General features: G+C 30.6%; 20 protein-coding genes. 19 read left to right on the forward strand and 1 reads right to left on the reverse strand.

From position 1 onward, the window contains the following. Positions 1–30 precede the first annotated feature (30 nt). The 19 genes from OCL94_RS07815 (at position 31) to OCL94_RS07905 (ending at position 17,220) form a co-directional block, all read left to right on the forward strand. Complete coding sequence (locus OCL94_RS07815) at positions 31–2,526, forward strand: ATP-binding protein (protein WP_262996248.1); 2,496 nt, start codon at positions 31–33, stop codon at positions 2,524–2,526. Between the two features lie 73 nt (positions 2,527–2,599). Beyond that, positions 2,600–3,367 carry a hypothetical protein gene (locus tag OCL94_RS07820; protein WP_262996249.1) on the forward strand — a complete coding sequence of 256 codons (768 nt, stop codon included), beginning with the start codon at positions 2,600–2,602 and terminating at the stop codon, positions 3,365–3,367. Between the two features lie 50 nt (positions 3,368–3,417). Further along, entirely contained in the window at positions 3,418–4,812 is a 1,395-nt protein-coding gene (locus tag OCL94_RS07825; protein ID WP_262996250.1) for an FtsK/SpoIIIE domain-containing protein, read from the forward strand. A 14-nt stretch (positions 4,813–4,826) separates the two neighbouring features. Then, positions 4,827–6,926 carry a CD3337/EF1877 family mobilome membrane protein gene (locus OCL94_RS07830; protein ID WP_262996251.1) on the forward strand — a complete coding sequence of 700 codons (2,100 nt, stop codon included), beginning with the start codon at positions 4,827–4,829 and terminating at the stop codon, positions 6,924–6,926. After that, complete coding sequence (locus tag OCL94_RS07835) at positions 6,919–8,004, forward strand: peptidoglycan DD-metalloendopeptidase family protein (protein WP_262996253.1); 1,086 nt, start codon at positions 6,919–6,921, stop codon at positions 8,002–8,004. Before OCL94_RS07830 ends, OCL94_RS07835 begins: the two co-directional genes overlap by 8 nt. Further along, positions 8,004–8,573, forward strand: coding sequence for a hypothetical protein (locus OCL94_RS07840; RefSeq protein WP_262996255.1), 570 nt, complete (start codon positions 8,004–8,006; stop codon positions 8,571–8,573). Before OCL94_RS07835 ends, OCL94_RS07840 begins: the two co-directional genes overlap by 1 nt. A 62-nt stretch (positions 8,574–8,635) precedes the next feature. Beyond that, positions 8,636–8,995: a DUF4467 domain-containing protein gene (locus OCL94_RS07845; protein WP_262996257.1), complete on the forward strand. Its 360-nt coding sequence runs from the start codon at positions 8,636–8,638 to the stop codon at positions 8,993–8,995. A gap of 106 nt (positions 8,996–9,101) precedes the next feature. Further along, entirely contained in the window at positions 9,102–9,587 is a 486-nt protein-coding gene (locus tag OCL94_RS07850; RefSeq protein ID WP_262996259.1) for a helix-turn-helix domain-containing protein, read from the forward strand. A gap of 34 nt (positions 9,588–9,621) precedes the next feature. Next, positions 9,622–10,050: an IS30 family transposase gene (locus OCL94_RS07855; RefSeq protein ID WP_262996467.1), complete on the forward strand. Its 429-nt coding sequence runs from the start codon at positions 9,622–9,624 to the stop codon at positions 10,048–10,050. Positions 10,051–10,643: 593 nt separating this feature from the next. Beyond that, complete coding sequence (locus OCL94_RS07860; RefSeq protein ID WP_262996261.1) at positions 10,644–10,928, forward strand: serine hydrolase; 285 nt, start codon at positions 10,644–10,646, stop codon at positions 10,926–10,928. After that, complete coding sequence (locus OCL94_RS07865) at positions 10,925–11,383, forward strand: hypothetical protein (RefSeq protein ID WP_262996263.1); 459 nt, start codon at positions 10,925–10,927, stop codon at positions 11,381–11,383. The genes OCL94_RS07860 and OCL94_RS07865 overlap by 4 nt, the downstream gene beginning before the upstream one ends. Before the next feature lie 8 nt (positions 11,384–11,391). Beyond that, a complete protein-coding gene (locus tag OCL94_RS07870) occupies positions 11,392–12,051 on the forward strand; it encodes a response regulator transcription factor (protein ID WP_262996265.1) in 660 nt (219 codons plus the stop codon). Further along, entirely contained in the window at positions 12,048–12,965 is a 918-nt protein-coding gene (locus tag OCL94_RS07875) for a sensor histidine kinase (protein ID WP_262996267.1), read from the forward strand. The genes OCL94_RS07870 and OCL94_RS07875 overlap by 4 nt, the downstream gene beginning before the upstream one ends. 315 nt (positions 12,966–13,280) lie before the next feature. After that, complete coding sequence (locus OCL94_RS07880; RefSeq protein WP_262996269.1) at positions 13,281–13,721, forward strand: Rrf2 family transcriptional regulator; 441 nt, start codon at positions 13,281–13,283, stop codon at positions 13,719–13,721. After that, positions 13,693–14,700, forward strand: coding sequence for an NADP-dependent oxidoreductase (locus tag OCL94_RS07885; RefSeq protein WP_262996271.1), 1,008 nt, complete (start codon positions 13,693–13,695; stop codon positions 14,698–14,700). Before OCL94_RS07880 ends, OCL94_RS07885 begins: the two co-directional genes overlap by 29 nt. Positions 14,701–14,712: 12 nt before the next feature. Further along, positions 14,713–15,189: a peptide-methionine (S)-S-oxide reductase gene (locus OCL94_RS07890; protein ID WP_262996273.1), complete on the forward strand. Its 477-nt coding sequence runs from the start codon at positions 14,713–14,715 to the stop codon at positions 15,187–15,189. A 114-nt stretch (positions 15,190–15,303) separates the two neighbouring features. Then, complete coding sequence (locus tag OCL94_RS07895) at positions 15,304–15,855, forward strand: DapH/DapD/GlmU-related protein (protein ID WP_262996275.1); 552 nt, start codon at positions 15,304–15,306, stop codon at positions 15,853–15,855. Between the two features lie 31 nt (positions 15,856–15,886). Next, the gene (locus OCL94_RS07900; RefSeq protein WP_262996277.1) at positions 15,887–16,099 is read left to right on the forward strand and encodes a MerR family transcriptional regulator; all 213 of its coding nucleotides are present in this window, start codon (positions 15,887–15,889) and stop codon (positions 16,097–16,099) included. Next, positions 16,096–17,220 (forward strand): NADH-dependent flavin oxidoreductase, encoded by a 1,125-nt coding sequence (locus tag OCL94_RS07905; RefSeq protein WP_262996279.1) that lies wholly within the window; start codon positions 16,096–16,098, stop codon positions 17,218–17,220. Before OCL94_RS07900 ends, OCL94_RS07905 begins: the two co-directional genes overlap by 4 nt. A gap of 92 nt (positions 17,221–17,312) precedes the next feature. Here the strand turns inward: OCL94_RS07905 and OCL94_RS07910 are convergent, their stop codons facing one another. Then, positions 17,313–17,987: an ABC transporter ATP-binding protein gene (locus OCL94_RS07910; protein ID WP_262996281.1), complete on the reverse strand. Its 675-nt coding sequence runs from the start codon at positions 17,985–17,987 to the stop codon at positions 17,313–17,315. Positions 17,988–17,994: the final 7 nt, after the last annotated feature.

Consider the following 17,994-nt stretch of genomic DNA (forward strand, 5'->3'; position numbering starts at 1 on the left):
ACGGGGCTATTTTTTTATTGGAGGGATAGTATGGACTTAAAAACACCTTATCATAAAGTGAAAGGAAATTTATTATTAAATCGTTTTGGTGAAGTATGGGCGTATTATCGTATTAATAGTGAAGCAATATCAACGGCGAATTATGAAGCTAAAGAAGATGTAAAAAAGAAAATGCGTTACTTTATGGAAAGTTTACAACACTATGAAGATTTTCATCTTGAAATGTATGAACATGATTTAGATCTTCGAAATAAATTTAATGAAATTAGTAAAGATTTTGATGATGATTGTTTTGATGTTGCCCGTTATTACGCTGATGAAACGATAAATATTCTTGAACAAGATTTAAATATGATTACACATTATTCTTTTGTTATGGGTGTGAAATTAAGAGAATTAAGCCAGGAGTCAGTAACGTTTAAAGAAGTATTAAAAACGACATTTAATGATACTACTGAAAAAATTATTAGTTCTTTTGGTTATGATGTTGATATTGATTTTAAGTTATTAGAACGTTATCAGTTATTTGAAAAAGAATTAGCTGAAAAAATGTTAGTGATTAATGGTATACGTTTATCTGAAGAAGATTTACGTTATATTTGTCGAAAGCCTTATATCAGTAATGAAACACATGATGTTAAAGAACAATCGAGTAAAATGACTAGAAGTCAAATTAGTAATGTTATTATTGACCCTTCAAAACATGGAATATTAAAGATTGAAAATGAAGATGAAGCATTTTATTCATTGACTGTTGTAGTTGATGAATTTCCGGCAGATATGGAATACACACATATTTTTGAAAAGGCTCAAAATTTATCGTTTCCTGTTGAATGTCATATCAAAGGTAGATTTTTAGATAATGATAATCTTAATAAACGATTTAATCGAAAACGTACATTACAAAAATCGCAGTTTAAAGAGCGTTTATCAGTTGAAGATAATGTTACAGATGACGCTTTAGAAAATAAATTTGTTTTTGATGAAATTGAAAGCGAAATAAAAGGTAAAGGCGTATTTTTAGAATGGTCTTATTGTTTTGTAATTAAAGGTAGTTCATATAAAGATGTTAAGCGTAAGGCTAAACGACTAATTGAACGATTTGAACAAGTTGAAATATATTGTGTGTCTCCCCTAGCTGATCAATTACAATTATTCTATTTAAATTTGCATGGTAATAAGTTAAATATTAATCGTTACTGGATGCAAATATCTAATACTGTGGCATTTGGTGAAAATTTATTTGGTGTATCACAGAACTTAGGAACGAAAACAGGGTTTTATATCGGTCGAATTGATAAGTATATGCGTTCATTATCTTTAGAGGATTCAATAGCTTCATCAAGAGATATTGTATTATTTAGTTTGTTACTCGCGTCAAAAGGTATTTCGGGTGCTGCTTCGGATAGTCCTCATGTTATGATTTCGGGTGAAACTGGTAAAGGTAAATCATTCTTAGCTAAATTATTATGGATATATACATCATTTTTTAATGGTCAACAAATTTATTGGGACCCAAAAAGTGAATTCGCAGAATGGTTTAATAAAGTATCTGAAAATGAAGAAATTGCGAAAAAATATCCTCTGTTTGTTAAACATATCAAAACATTTAAATATGTAACTTTAGATTATCAAGATGAAACGAATTATGGTTGCCTGGATCCAATTGTTTTTTTAAATGGAGTTGAAGCAAAAGAGATGTTGAAGTCAGTATTTGATGAAATTAAATCATTTGAAAATTATCATCATATTGAAACGGCTTTATATCAAGCGATTACAGATGTTGTTGAAATGCGTGAAAATGGTGAAATTGTTGGTAGTTTAGATGTAATAAAGATATTACAACAAAGTGAAGATAAAGGAATAAAGGACGCCGGTGATTTGTTGTTTGAAAAGACACAAAATAATATTTTGCAGTTAGTATTTTCAGACGGTAAAAACGAAGCATTAAGCATTGAAACTAAATCAACTATATTACAGGTACGTGGTTTAGATTTACCTCGTTCTGATGACGCAGTAGAAAGTTATACAACAAGTGAAAGAAATGGTATTACATTAGTTTTACTGGTTGGTAAATTCTTAGAAAAGTTCGGTAGTCGTAATGATGTTACTACTACTACATTTGTTGATGAAGGTTGGGCTTTCGGTTCATCAAAGCAAGGTAAAAAAGTATTTAAAAATATGAAACGTACTGGGCGATCATTTAATAATTCATTAGTGTTTATCACTCAATCGGTTAATGATAAAGCTGATGATGATAATTCTAACTTTGGTTGTCATTTTGCTTTTGATGACCCCAGAGAACGATTAGAAATATTAGAAGCTTTAAGCTTAGAATATTCCGAAGAAAGTCCGGAAAACTTAGAAATGTTAAAGGATATGAAAAAAGGTCAATGTATGTTCCGCGATTTTTATGGACGAGTTGGAAAAATGGCAGTACATTGCCCGTTTGAAGAAATGACAATGGCATTTAAGACTACAGAAGATAATGCGAGTTCGATTGCTGAAAATAAATTTGCGATTTAATCATAGTATTATTTGTATATTTTGTAAAAAACATATAAGATAATATTAAAATAATGCTTAAGGAAGTGTTAATATGAAGTTACATTATACTGAATTATATTATTATAGTTTAGATGAGTCATATTATAATATAACGCTTGGTTTAGTTCCAGAACCTTTTAATAGTTTAGAGTGTGTAAAAATTTATAATGAAAATTGGGCTAAAGTAATTTCTAATTTGTTGAAAGATTTTAAAAGTGATTATTTTCAAAGAAGAAGTGTTTATGAAGGTTATGATAATAAAAGTTCATTGAATGAAGTTTTTACAATAAATAGGTTAGATGCAGATAGAAACATGATTTATGATTTTGGATTTGATATTGATAAAACATTGAAATATATTAAAAGTATAAATAAAGAGCCTATTAAATTTTCATTATCTCAATTTGGAGAGGCTAAAGATGATTTACCAATTATTTATCAACATTATGTAGATGATACGCCTTTAAAATTAGAACCTATTATTTTAGCTTCTGATTTTGTTACTGGTCGTTCATTTTTTTATGAAAGAAATGAAAATATGTTAGATTTACCTTTAGTAATAGATGGTAATAAAAGAGTAAGTTACACAAAATTGCATGGTTTTGATACTATATTAGGTTATTATATTAATTTGAAAGAAATTATAGAAAATAAATTGATGTTGTCTAGATTAGATGAAGCTATTTTATCACAGACTGATGATTCTATTAGAATTGCAAAACTTGTTAAAGGTAATATGAATGAAAATGAATTTGTTAAAGCATATGAAGAAATTCAACATGATTTATTTTTGAATTTATATTTCAATGATTTATTTTAAATATTAAGAAGATAATTTTATATTATCTTCTTTTTTTGAGGAGTGAAATTATGACGTTAAAGGAAATTCCTATTTTTAAAGGAACGAAGATACAACCTTATTATAAAAATTTAAATCAGTATATTTTATTATTCGTGTTGGGAATGACAAGTTTATTTTTATTATTTAAGATTTACCAGGAACAAAAACTAAATAAAAATGAATTTACGATTGTTACAGTGATAGATATTTTGAAAGAAAAATATTTATCACTTTTTATTATTTTAGGCGTTGTAACTATAGTGACATTAGTTATTTTGAAGTTATTTCGTCTAAGGGTGATTGATCTAGCTAATATGATTGAAAACCAGGGGTTTATTCAGCGAGTAACAACAACAAAGCAAACTGAATATTTAAAGATTGAAATGAAACATGATGATTATAGATATTACCCTACTTTTTATTATCGAAAAAAAGGTAAAGATATTGTTATTCACGTTAAAAAAGATGGCTCAAGGTATCAACAACATTATTTAGAACTTGAAACAATTATTGAACCGATGTTTAATTGTGAATTGCTTGAAAAACGTCATATAGGGCGATATGTGAAATATGTGTTCAGACCATTAAAGTATAAAAAACGTTTGGTTATGGATGCTAAAAATCAAAATAAACGTACTATTGATGATTTATATACAATTAAGTTATCTAATGATTTAATTTGGAACTTTGTAAAATCTCCACATGCTTTAGTAAGTGGTATTACAGGTGGTGGTAAAACATATTTTCTTTTTTATATGATTAGAGAATTATTGAAGCGTAAAGCTGATGTACGTTTATTGGACCCCAAAAATTCAGATTTAGCATTTATGGAAAAAGTACTAGGTTCTGATAAAGTAGCAGATACTAAAGGTAAAATATTAGGTCAGTTACGTAAAGCTGAAGAAGAAATGGAAAGACGTTATGAATTAATGAAATCGAGTGAAAAATATAAAATTGGTACTGATTTTAGAAATTTTGATTTAGTGCCCTATTTTGTTATTTTTGATGAAATAACTGCATTTACAAGTATTTTAGACAAAAAAGAATTTCAAGAAATGAATGATAGATTGACTAATATTATTATGAAAGGTCGTCAATCGGGTGTGTTTATGTTTTTAACTGCTCAAAGACCAGACGCAGATGTAATAAAAGGTTCTGTACGTGATCAATTAGGTTTAAGGGTATCACTTGGTAATTTATCTAGTGAGGGTTATAGAATGGTTTACGGACAAACTGATAAAGAATTTCAGCCTATTTCTAAAAATGATATTGGTCGAGGTTATATTTTAATTCAAGGGCAACATTTTGACCCTGTTTTATTTGAAGCGCCTTTAATGGAACAATATGATTTCGAAAAAGATGTTGAACAGATATTAATTCAAAATAAATTAGAAGATCCAGAGTGTAGAACCATAATTATATAGTTAGGAGTGATGAAATGAAGCGTAAATATTATTTAATATTATGCTTTTTTCTTTTGTTTCTTTTTGTTAATTGTCATGTGGCTAATGCAAATAATGGTTTAAATAGTAATTCTAATGGTGCTTATGAAATTCAGACAATGAAGGACGCTTTAAATAGTACTAACCCTTTAGTTCCTAATGTTGAAATAGTTGAAGCTAAAATAGAAAGCAAAGATAAACCATTAGATAATTATCGTCCAAATTTTAAAAAAGATGAAGATTGGAACCCGTGGGGAAATGATGAAATTGCTGGAACTATGAACGCATTTACTACATTTATATTTGATATTAATAAAATTATTGTGCAAGTAACAGATTATAGTTTAGAACATTTATATAGTTTAGATGTTATAGATGACTTTGCTGCAAAAATATCAGATATGGTAAATATTTTGTATATGTCACTAAGTCAAAATATTTTAGCAATATTTTTTGTGATTGCTATGGTAAATATTTATTTTCTAATGGCAGTAAAAGGCGATATTGGTGAGTTTTTTAAACGATTTGCATTATTGTGTTTAGTGATTGGTATTGGTTCTGGAGTGCTTTCTAATGTGGAGCCGATTGTAAAAGGTATTAATTCTTTTGGTAAAAGTGTGAATACAGTACTTTTAAATGGGACGCAGTTTTCACAGACTGGCTCAATTTTTAGTGAAGATAATGGTATTAATAATGTGCGTAACCGTTATTTTGATACGACTGTACTACGTCCCTATTTATTGATGAATTATAATTCTGTTGATGAAAAAGCTTTAAAAAAAGAAGGTAAAGATCGTGTAGATAATTTATTAGAGTTAAAAAATACTGAAAAAAATTCAAAAAAAATTGAGAAAATATTAGATGTTGAGGAGACTGATTATAAAAATACTGCAATATTACAATCAAATGTGATGAAACAGTTAGGTATTGCGATAATAACGTTAATTACGACAATAATATTTTCATTAATATTTTTAGGTGTGAGTTTATTAAAATTAATATTAAGTGCTTTTAGTTTGTTACTTGTGATTTTCTGTGTATTTAGTTTTGTGATTAGTTTCTTGCCTAAGATGGAATATAGCATGTTTAAGGCGTTTAAAACAACGTTTGGATATATTATATTGTCGACATGTGTAACGTTCGTATTTGTTTTATTTACGCTTGTACAACAGATTATTGATATGTTTATACCGCCTAATACAATGTCTGGTTATTTATTGAATGTGATAAGTGTATTTATTACGTTGTATGTGTTATTTATTAAACGTAATGAAATTTTAAGTTTTGTGACAAATGGTAATGTTACTTTTAGTCCTAAACGTATTGGTGATAATGCTTCAGCACTTGCATTTAATAATTATAAACAAAGACGTGAATTAAATAAGATACTTCAAGAAAGAAAACGTATAAAACAAGAGCCTAAGCCGATAAAAAGTGGTGAAAAACAAAATGTTATACGATCAAATCAAAGAAAGAAAGATGATGTACAAGCCGTTAAACAATCTCCTGGTAATTCTTCTGTAAGAACGCAACAGAGTGATGTTAATAGTAAGAATATGAATGATATTAAGAAAAATCAAGAAGATAATCAATCATATGCAGTATATGATAATAATCAAATTGAAAGACAAGAACAAAATCAAGGTAATTATTCTAGTACTGGTCAAACAGATTTTAAAGAAAATGAACGTCAAGTTAGTCGTCAATCTATTGAACGTTCTGAACAAATTGTAGAAAATAATGAACCTAAAAAGTCAGATGTAAGTAATGAAAATTATAATCAGAATGAAAAAAGAGTGATTACAAGAACTGAACAAACTTCTGATATGAATTATTCTAATCAAGATGTATCGAATAATCTTGATAAAAAAGACGAAGTAAAAAGTAGAAATTATCAAGATGTAAAGTATAGTAATAATTTTTCTCAAAAATCTATTGATAATGGTGATTATTCAAGAACAAAAGTTAATGATGAAATAAAATCAACGGGCAATAATGATAATAGTCAAAGAAATGAAATGAATGATACGGGACGATTAAATAAAGTTAATCGAATGAATGAAGAACAAAAAGAGAGAAACAAGTCATATGAATAAAAAAATTAAATTTGCGATCTTTCTAAAATTATTACCGTTGATACTTCCATTATCAATTTTATTTTTATTTATACTGATTGTATTAGGTGTGTCGATGTCTTCACTTCAACAAAAAGAAAATATGAATGAAAATGATTGTACTGGTGGTGATATTTCTAAAAATAAAATGGAAGACATATTTGAAAAGAATGCGAAAGGTGGCGCACTTGAGGGTAAAGGAAAATTTATTGTTGATACTTCTAAGAAATTTAAAGTACCACCTAAAATAGCGATTGCTATTGTGGCTATGGAGTCCGGTTGGGGGCATGGTGCGAATGCTACTAATCAGAATAACCCTTATAGTGTTATGGGTAATAAATCTATTCATGATAGTAAATTTCCTACAATAGAAAATGGGATTGAAGTTGGTATAAAAAATCTGTATGAACTATATATTTCTGAGGGTTTAAATACTCCGGAAAAAATTGGACCGAAATACGCACCGGTTGGTGCTTCTAATGATCCAACTAATTTAAATGCAAACTGGATACCGGCAGTAAAAGAAACTGTAGAACAATTAAGTTCTAAAGGGGATAAAGATATAAAATGTACTGCGAGTGGATCTATAAAGAATATAGGCTCTCCTGTAGCTAAAGAATTGTTATCTAGGGTTACATGTAAGATTGGTGATTATCCAGGTCATCCAGGTATTGATTTGGCGTTGTCAGAGGGTACGCCTATATATTCTATCGGTAATGGTAAGGTTACAGAAACGATTGATGTTTTTACCTCTGGTGGTGCTTCGCCTTTTTATATGGGCAAAGATAATCATATTACAATTATGAGTGATGAAAATAATTCTATTTATATGACATATCGACATTTAAAATTTAATGGTATTAAAGTTAAAAAAGGCGATAAAGTAAAAGCCGGTGAATTGATTGGTTATAGTGGGAATACTGGTTTTACGACTGGTGCACATTTGCATTTAGAAGTTCTTAGAGATAATAAATATAGTGTATCTAATGCGATTGACTGGTATAGTCCATTAGTTAAAAAATTTAAGGTGAAATCTGACGGGTTGGGATGTGGTTTGTAGTGAAAAATAAAAATGTAATTTATTTAGCACTAATATTTATTGTATTAGGCGGTATATTTTATTTTGTGAGTGAAAATAAAAGTCATGTAATGAAAGAAAAGTATGAAAAAATTATATCTAACCTGGTAAATGAGAATAAAAAAATGGTTGATGAAATTCATGAGTTGAAATCTAAAGAAAGTGATAAATTTGTTGTAAATATGTCTGATGATGAAAAAGAAATACGAGAGAAGTCTAATAAATTTATTAAAGTAATGTTTGAAATGGAGAAAAACGAGTCATTTAATAGTAAAAAAGATAAAGTATCAGATTATATTACTGATGAATTGTCTGAAAAACTATTCTCTGGTAAAGATAAGTTTAATATTGCGACTGAAATGACAATTGATAATGTACATATTTATTTTGACCAGTATAAAAAAGGTCAAAGTAAATATAATGTACTCGTGAGATTTGATCAGCATTACAATGATAAAGCTTTTAAAGATAAAAAAGATGTTACAAGTGAATTAGAGTTAGTAAATAATAATGGTAAATGGTTAATTAGTTCTTTTGATTTAATTGAATGACACAAGTTGTTGAAGTGTGTCATTTAATTTTATATACTTAAAGAAAAAAAGGGGGTAATATTTTGAAACGTTTAAGTATATTGTTGATGATGTCACTAGTTATAGTATTAACGGCTTGTGGTAATAAGTATGAAGATGATATTAATCAAGTTTTAGATATGGAAAAGAAAGAATCGGAAAGTATGAAAAATGTTGGTAGTGATTGGATTACTTTAGATAAAAATAAAACAAATAATTATGTTTACGAAGATGGTAAAGTTATTTTAATTGAATATGTAAGTAATAAAAGTAATTTAATCACACGTGCAATGTATGTAAAGAATGCTACTTCTGGTAAGTTTGAGGCAGTTAATGAAAAAGAAAAAGAATATATGAAGACTCATGAGCCAGTATATAAAGAAATGAATTTAAAGAAAAAATAAAAAAAAGTATCCCCCTACTCTTCAAAAGTTACAAAGGGGGATACGTTAATTTAACACTCATTTATATTTTAAAATGGAACATTGAAAATGTAAAGGAGTGTTATTATTGCGAAAGAATTATCGTTTAACGTTTGATGATCGATGTGCGATTGCTAATTATTTAGATATGGGTAAAAATTATAGTGAAATTGCCAGGTTGTTAAATTTAAAAAATACGACTGTTAGAAATGAAATTGTTAATAGGTCTGAAAATGGTGTATATAATGCCGTTCAAGCACAAAAGCATTATGATGAAAGTATGCAATTTAATAGAGGGAAATTTTTAAAAGTTGATGAAGATATGATAGATTATATTGAAAAGAAATTAGCTTTAAAATGGTCTCCTCGTCAGATTGCTGCAAAAATGCCAGATGATATTGGAAAATATTTGTCATTTGCGACTATTTATCGTTTGATTAGAGAAAATAAGGTTGAATATAAAAAGACTGATTTAAGATTTAAGGGTAGTAATTATAATAAGTCATCTGAAACTAGAGGTAAAATTCAAGTTGGTGAAAGAGCGATAATGTATAGACCCATTAATAATAAATAATCGTTCTGAATTTGGGCATTATGAAATTGATACGATATGGAGTAAACGTCCTTCAAAATTCTGTTTATTAACGATTATAGAACGTAAAACAAGGTATTTATATGCTCGTAAATTGCCTACAAGGAAGTCTAAAGATGTTTGTAATGAAATTATAGATGTTTTGAGAGATTTAAAGCCTAAATCGATTACTATTGATAGAGGGAAAGAATTTGCTTTGTATGAGTTGTTAGAAAAAGAATTAGAATGTAATGTTTATTTTAGTGATCCTGGCAAGCCTTATCAAAGAGGAAGTATAGAGAACGTTAATGGTTTATTACGTCAATATTTTCCGAAAAAAACTGATTTTAAGAATGTTACAAAGAAATCTATTAATAAAGCCGTTTATGATATAAATACACGGCCACGTAAAATATTTGAGTACTTGACTGCTGAAGAGATGTTATTACTAGAACAGTTAAAATAAAGAGTGCAAACTTTTGAGGTTTGTACTCTTTTTAGTTTGGAATATAGACTAATAATTTACAATTAATTTCGCAGAAATTTTTGTAAATTATTAGTGGGACAAGTGAGCGATCCACAGCGAACGCGTTCAGAAAAAGAAAAGAAAAATTGTATAAATATGCGTATAAATTTTGGAGAACTAAAAATAAATTTGAAGTTAAATTTTTGTGATATGAGAAAAAATGATATTATTAGTAGAAAATTTATATCTTCTATTGTTATTTTTGAACATCAAAAATTTTTTTCTTTTTTTTATTATTTTGACTTGACACAGTGCCTAGAAAATTAATATAGAGCATGTGAGTGTTAAATCTATTGATATACATATAACAGACAGATGAAAGAGAGATTAATAGGCGAAAAAATCGAGAAGTCTATCAAAAGTATGGAACAAGGAAAACCACTTTACGATGCAAGAAGTTATGTTGCGGAATTGAAGAGAAAATACGGTGAAGTTGTATCAGGTAAAGATTCAATAAATTAATATTCAGTTAATGTTTAATAATACTCCATTAACCCCCTCCTTATATACTGAAGAAAAAGGAGGGGTTTGTTATGAAGAAAATAATTGCATGGGTGCTCGTGCTAATTATTTCGTTGACGCTTGTTCCGAATGTACACGCTACAGGTTTCAAAGTAGAGGATAAAGATTTATCAGAAAGTATTCATCAATACATTGAAAAAAGAAAAGAAGCAACAGCCTCTGTAGCGATTGGTGTGTTTAAGTCAGGTAAAGTCGTATATGAAGGTTATTATGGTTACATTGATGTTGAAAATAAATTAAGAGCTAGCAAGGATAGTATTTATGAATGGGGTTCTGTCTCTAAAGTATTAACTTGAGTATCAGTAATGCACCTGTTTTAGAAGGATTTACATCAGATTATGAACAATTTAAAATGATTGAACTAGTTAGTGCAATCATTTTGCTATTCAGTATGCTAGTAACATTGGTGTGCGTAGTTATCAGTATTATTATGAATATCATTCGATGTATTAGAAGAAAGCATAGAACAATATTTGCACGATGGAATAACATCGCGTTATTTGCTTCAACATTCAATGCAATTGGATTTTTCTATATATGGATGGGGATGAATACATACAATCCGACTGCGGTCATGTTCATATCAATCATGTTTATCGTACTATCTTTAGGTATCATTGCAAATGCAATTTTTCAATTTTATAATAAAATTAAACATAATAATACATGGGCAAATGTATGTTGTGCGTTGTGCTTATGTTTATCAGTTGTGGTTGTCATATTCTTTGAACTTTATAAATTTTGGATTTAGGTGATGATATGCGTAAGAAAAACATATTAATTTGTGATGATGAACAAGCAATTATTGATGTGTTGAAACTTTATTTTGATACGACGCTTTACAATATTTATGAAGCAAATGACGGTGAGGCTGCATTAAGACTGCTAAAAAGTGAGCCGATAGATCTCGCGCTCATTGATATTATGATGCCAAAGATCAATGGATTACAGCTGATACAACTCGTAAAGCATGAGCTTTCTATTCCTTTATTAATTATTTCAGCACGCTATACATTAGAAGATAAATTAAAAGGCTATGAAATTGGTGCAGACGATTATATTACAAAACCCTTTGAGCCGCTTGAAGTGCTGGCTAAAGTGAAAAATAGATTAAATGTACAAACGCGAGCGCCACAAGCAATCATTGTGGATGATTTAAAACTTGATTTGTATGAATGTAAATTAACGGTTGGTCAAACTGTATTTGAATTGACGAAAGTAGAGTTTCAAGTATTGAAATTACTGATGGAAAGTCCAAATCGCGTATTTACTAAAGCGCAGATTTATACTGCTGGATGGGATGATTATTACGAAGAAGATGATAACTCAATACGTGTCATTATGAATCGTCTAAGAGAAAAAATCGGAAAAGATCGCATTCAAACAATACGTGGATTAGGATATAGGTTAAGTCTATGAAGACATTACAAAAGAAAATTATTATTAATTTCATTATTTCACTGGTCGTACTGTATATCATTACAGCAATCACAGATGGTATTTTTGAGATTTTTCTAAGAAAGTATTCGGATTATTCACTACCATTTAATATTATTGGTGCGCTCAATATATTATTAAGTATATTGTATATTGTCATCGTGACATATTATTTCGTGAAAGTATTGAAACGAGATATTCAAGCAACAATAAAAGAACAAGTTGAAGCAATCAATTTAATCTATGCCTCCATTGCACACGATTTAAAGACACCGATGACTTCTATTAAAGGAAATGCACTTGCATTAAAAGATAATAAAGTACCCGCTGAAAGTGTGCATCAAAAATATGAAATGATTAATATGAAAGTAAATGAGATGGAATATTTACTGAATAATATTCTGTCGTATGCGAAATTATCAGGGGGCATGAAGCAATCCAAAGTACATACAGATGTTACTGAAATGCTTAGAAGTATTGTAATTGAACACTTAGATGCAATTGAAAATAAAAATTTACAGTATGCAGTCGATATTCCTAATCAACAGATTGAAATTCTTGCTGCTCCAATGGAATTGAAACGTGCTTTGAGTAATATCGTCATAAATGCGATTCAGCATAATGCACAAGGAACGAAGATTGCGATAGGTTTGATAGAAGAAAACGAACAAATCAAAATATATGTCGCTGATGATGGATCATTTATTGATGAAGATATCAAAGCAGATATCTTTAAACCTTTTATGAAGCAAAATTCACATAGACCATCAGGAACTGGTAGTGGATTAGGGTTATCCATCGTCAAAGAAATTATTTCATCAATGGACGGCACAGTCAACTTAGAACAACCCTTTAAAGATTATCAAAAGGCATTTGTCGTTACACTTCATAAATAATCGGTACCCGGGAGAAATCTTGGGTACCGTTTTTTTAGGTAAGATAGTGTGATTGGCCTAATTACTAATTCAGAAAGTGCTTTTTTGGATGAGGATACCGGTAAAGTGATTATTGGATTTGCGGGGACGAATTTAGGTACTTCTAATTTGCATGCTAGAAAAGATGTACTTGCAGACTTGAAAATTGGCTGTTAAAAATCTTAGCATGCATTTTATTAATATATTTTAATAAAATCAGTATACCTATTTTATTCAACGTGTGGTATAGTTGTATTTGTATCAGATACAACAACAAATTAAAGTGAGTTGAATAAAATGGATATAAAATTTTCAGTCGCACTGCATATAATGGTAATGATTTCAGAATCAACTGAAGTTCAGAACTCAGATACATTAGCGCATAGCGTCAATACGAATCCAAGTTATATACGTAAGATTACAGCATTATTAAAGAAAGCAGATTTAATCGAAAGTACACAAGGTAAGAGTGGGATGTCTCTTCTAAGGAATAAAAGTGATATTAATTTATTAGAAATTTATCAAGCGGTACATCCAACAGAAGTAAAGTTGTTAAATGTGCACTCAGATGTTAATCCGGATTGTCCTGTCGGTCAAAATATTGAAGCGGTGTTAAATCCGATATTTACAGATGCTGAACAGCAATTATTTCTATCATTAAAAGCACGAACGTTAAAAGATGTTATTAAACAAATGAGGGAGAATTATAATGAAAGCTATTCAAATCAAGCAATATAGTAAAGACATAAAAGTTGAAACAAACGAAATCCCAGTCCCGAAAATTGGAGATAATGAGGTTTTAGTTAAAGTGGTAACGGCTGCTGTAAATCCTTTAGAGAAACTAATCATGACTGGCGAAGTTAAACTCATTCAAGGATACGAGTTCCCACTTACTTTAGGCAATGAACTTGCAGGAATTGTTGAACAGGTTGGAAGTAACGTGACACGTGTTCAAAAAGGTCAACGTGTTTATAGTAGATTACCCGTAGAGAAGATTGGTGCATTTGCTGAATTTGTAGCTGTTAACGAGAATGCTGTCTCTATCATTCCGGATTATTTAGACTTTAAAGAAGCGGTTGCGATACCTTTAACTGGACTCACAGCATACCAGGCATTAAATGATATTTTAAACGTTGAATCAGGCAAGACATTATTTATTCCTGGTGGATCTGGTGGATTTGGCCAAATTGCAGTACCCCTTGCTAAAGCGAAAGGCTTAAATGTGATTGTTTCAGGAAACCCTAAAGCAAAAGCGCACATTATGTCTTTAGGCGCTGATCAGTTTATTGATTATAAAACAGAAAATTACTGGGAAGTTTTAACGGATGTTGACTATGTGATTGATACATTAGGAGCGAAGGAATTTGAGAATGAATTATCAATCATTAAACCAGGTGGACAATTACTCAGTCTTAAAACTGCACCAAACAAAGCATTCGCAAAAGCAAAAGGTTTATCGAAAGTAAAACAAATCTTATTTGGTTTAGTCGGTTCGAAATATGATAAAAAAGCGAAAAAACAAAACGTAACATATCATTTTATGTTTGTAGATGCAGATGGGGAGCAGCTAGATGTGGTAAGTAACATATTAGCAGAGAAACAAGTGAAGCCACAAATTGATGAAAAAGCTTTTACGTTAGATGAAACAGAAGCAGCATTAGAATATACATTTAATGGTCATCCAAATGGGAAGGTAATTATTAAGGTAAATCAATAAAGGAGGATTTAAATGTCCGAGGAAATAATTTATATCGCTGGTGGATGTCTATGGGGAGTGCAGGCATTCATGAAGACAGTGCCAGGTGTCGTGTTAACTGAAGCAGGAAGAGCAAATGGTACAACAAACACCTTAGACGGTGATTATGATGGTTATGCGGAGTGTGTTAAAGTAACGTTTGATTCAAATAAGACATCGGTATCAAAACTCATGGAAGATTTTTTTCTCATCATTGACCCATACAGCTTAAATCAACAAGGCATAGATGTTGGAGAAAAGTATCGAACAGGTGTATATAGCAAGAATCCTAAACACTTGGAACAGGCCGAGGTATTTATTAACAAGAGAACTGATAAAGACAAAATAATGGTTGAAGTCAAACCACTTATTAACTATGTAAGAAGTGCAGACGAGCATCAGGATTATTTAGATAGACATCCTGATGATTATTGCCATATTCCACATGACCTAATGAGAAAATATAAATAACAAAACTTGTATGAAGCGCTATAATGCATGATGAAATGAATCAGACATTATAGTGCTTTTATTGAATGGTTTTTCAAAGGCTATAGTAAAATGAATATAAAAGGAGTGAACGTGATGAGTTTATTAGAACGTATTCAAAATATTGAAATATTGAAAGATGATCCGATTTATGATGAAATCCATGAACATAAAGGTAACAACGAACGGTTATCATTTGAAATGAATAATGGCTTTAAAACAAACTCAGAAGTACTAAATATACTAGGCGAAATGACAGGTCAGTCAATCGATGAAAGTGTCGTTGTCTCATTACCATTCTATACTGATTACGGCCGTCATATTAAGTTTGGTAAAGATGTATTCATCAATAAGAATGTAACATTTGTTGATTTAGGCGGCATTGAAATTGAGGATAATGTGCTCATTGGACCGTCAGCAAGAATTATTTCTGTCAATCATATCGTAGATCCTACGAAGCGTCGTGGTTTAGTAGTAAATAAGGTTTTGATTAAGAAAAATGCGTGGTTAGGTGCGAATGTAACAGTATTACCAGGTGTGACAGTTGGGGAGAATTCAATCGTTGCAGCTGATTCAACAGTAACAAAAGATGTACCGCCAAATACCATTGTTGCAGGGTCACCTGCGAAAGTGATTAAAAAAATCTAATCATTTCACGCTTGAAAACGTTACTGAGGGTATGTTACTTGCTGATATTAAAACGTTCTGTGTATTAGGGCACGCTGGTGATGCAACAATACCTGAACTCCTGGATTTTTTATTAGAACATCGTAAATCAGTTATTCAAAATATTGAAAAGTTACAATCAGGATTAGATTTCTTAGATTACAAAATAAATTTATATCAGGGTAACATTGATCAGTGTTTCCCGGGAAATGAGGATGAATTATGACAAACGAAAGATTATTTAATACATTAACTTTAAAGAGTGGCAATGTATTAGAAAATAGAATTGCGATGGCTCCTATGACAACGTGGTCGAGTAATGATGATTATACAATTTCAGATGAGGAAGTAGCTTATTATGAAAAACGTGTAAATGACGTTGGTTTAGTCATAACAGGTTGTACGCATGTTCAGGAAAATGGTATTGGATTTACGAACGAATATGCAGCCTATGATGATAAATTTATTCCAAGTTTAAAGAAATTAGCGACTGCAGCAAAAAGTGGCGGACATCCTGCTTATATGCAAATCTTCCATGCTGGAAACAAGGCGTTGGCGCATCTCATTCCAAATGGTGATGTTGTAAGTAGCAGTGCAGTTGTTTGTGAAGCGAGTGGTTTCGCGCCTGAGACACATCCGAGAGCTCTGTCTATAGAGGAAGTTCATGAAGTAATTAAGGCATTTGGAGAAACAGCACGTCGTGCGATTGAAGCGGGATTTGATGGTGTTGAGTTACATGGTGCGCATGGGTTCTTAATTCAAAACTTTTTATCGCCACATTTCAATAAACGTGAGGATGAATTTGGTGGTAGTTTAGAGAATCGTCTACGCTTTGCATTAGCAATTGTTGACGAAATCAAAACAGTGATTGCAAAACATGCGAATCGACCATTTGGTATCGGATTTAGAATTTCTCCTGATGAACATTATGAAGATGGCTTAACGATTGAAGACACATTAGCATTAACTGATGCATTAATTGAAAAAGAGATTGATTATATTCATATCAGTTTATCTCATGCCGTTAGTGCAAAAGCAAAGAATGAAGCAAATGACTACACGTTAGTTAAACGCTTTGCACAACATATAAACGGAAAAATTCCTTTAATGGCAGCAGGTATGATTATGACTCCTGAAGAAATGAATAAACTAATGGACCAAGGATTAGATATTACAGCAGTAGGTCATGGTTTAGTGATTAATCCTAACTTTGTTGAGCTTGTTCAAAACAATCAATCTGAGCAATTAACGGATACAATTGATTTAAGCAACAAAGCAGACTATGTTATTCCGGAAAAATTATGGGGTATCATTGAAAACTCTGGTGGATGGTTTAAAGTGAAATAGATAATGCCTAGTTCGAGTTCAAACTGTGAAAAAGCATATGATGACGCCCGGTTCAATTTTGAACCGGGCGTCGTCGTAAATTATTATAGTAATTACTTTTCTATTTGCTCTTTCAGGTAACCATCTTCCATGACATAAACTTTATCGAAGTATTCTAACAAGCGATTATCATGTGTAACAATAATAGCTGCTTTATTCGTATCTTTTACAATGCGTTGAATCATTTGAATGACTTCAAATGCACGTTCACTATCCAGACTCGCTGTTGGTTCGTCTGCTAATATTAATGATGGATTCGTATACATTGCTTTAAGTATCGCAACACGTTGGCGCTGACCTCCTGAGAGTTCTGATGGAAATTGATTCATGACAGATGTTAAGCCTAGCGTTTCAACTTGGGTGTTAAACTCATCTTTTGAAATATTAGTTTGGTTCACTTTATCAAGCAAATTAAACTGGTCTTTTACTTTTAAGAACGGAACTAAATTTGAAGATTGAAGAATAAATCCGATTTGTTTGAGTCGTATTTTCGCGCGTTGCTTCTCTGTTAACTTGCTGACATCTTGATTGTTGATAATGACTTCACCATTCGTCGGTTGCTGAAGCAGCCCTGCAATTGTTAAGAATGTACTCTTGCCGGAACCCGACGGTCCAATAACTGCCACCATTTCGCCGGCATTGATTTGGAAATCAACAGGTTTTAATGCTTCTATATACGTTTGATCCTTGCCGAAAGATTTATTTACTGATTGTAATGTTAATATCATATGACTC

The sequence above is a fragment of the Macrococcus capreoli genome (assembly GCF_025628935.1).
Lineage (GTDB): Bacteria > Bacillota > Bacilli > Staphylococcales > Staphylococcaceae > Macrococcoides > Macrococcoides capreoli.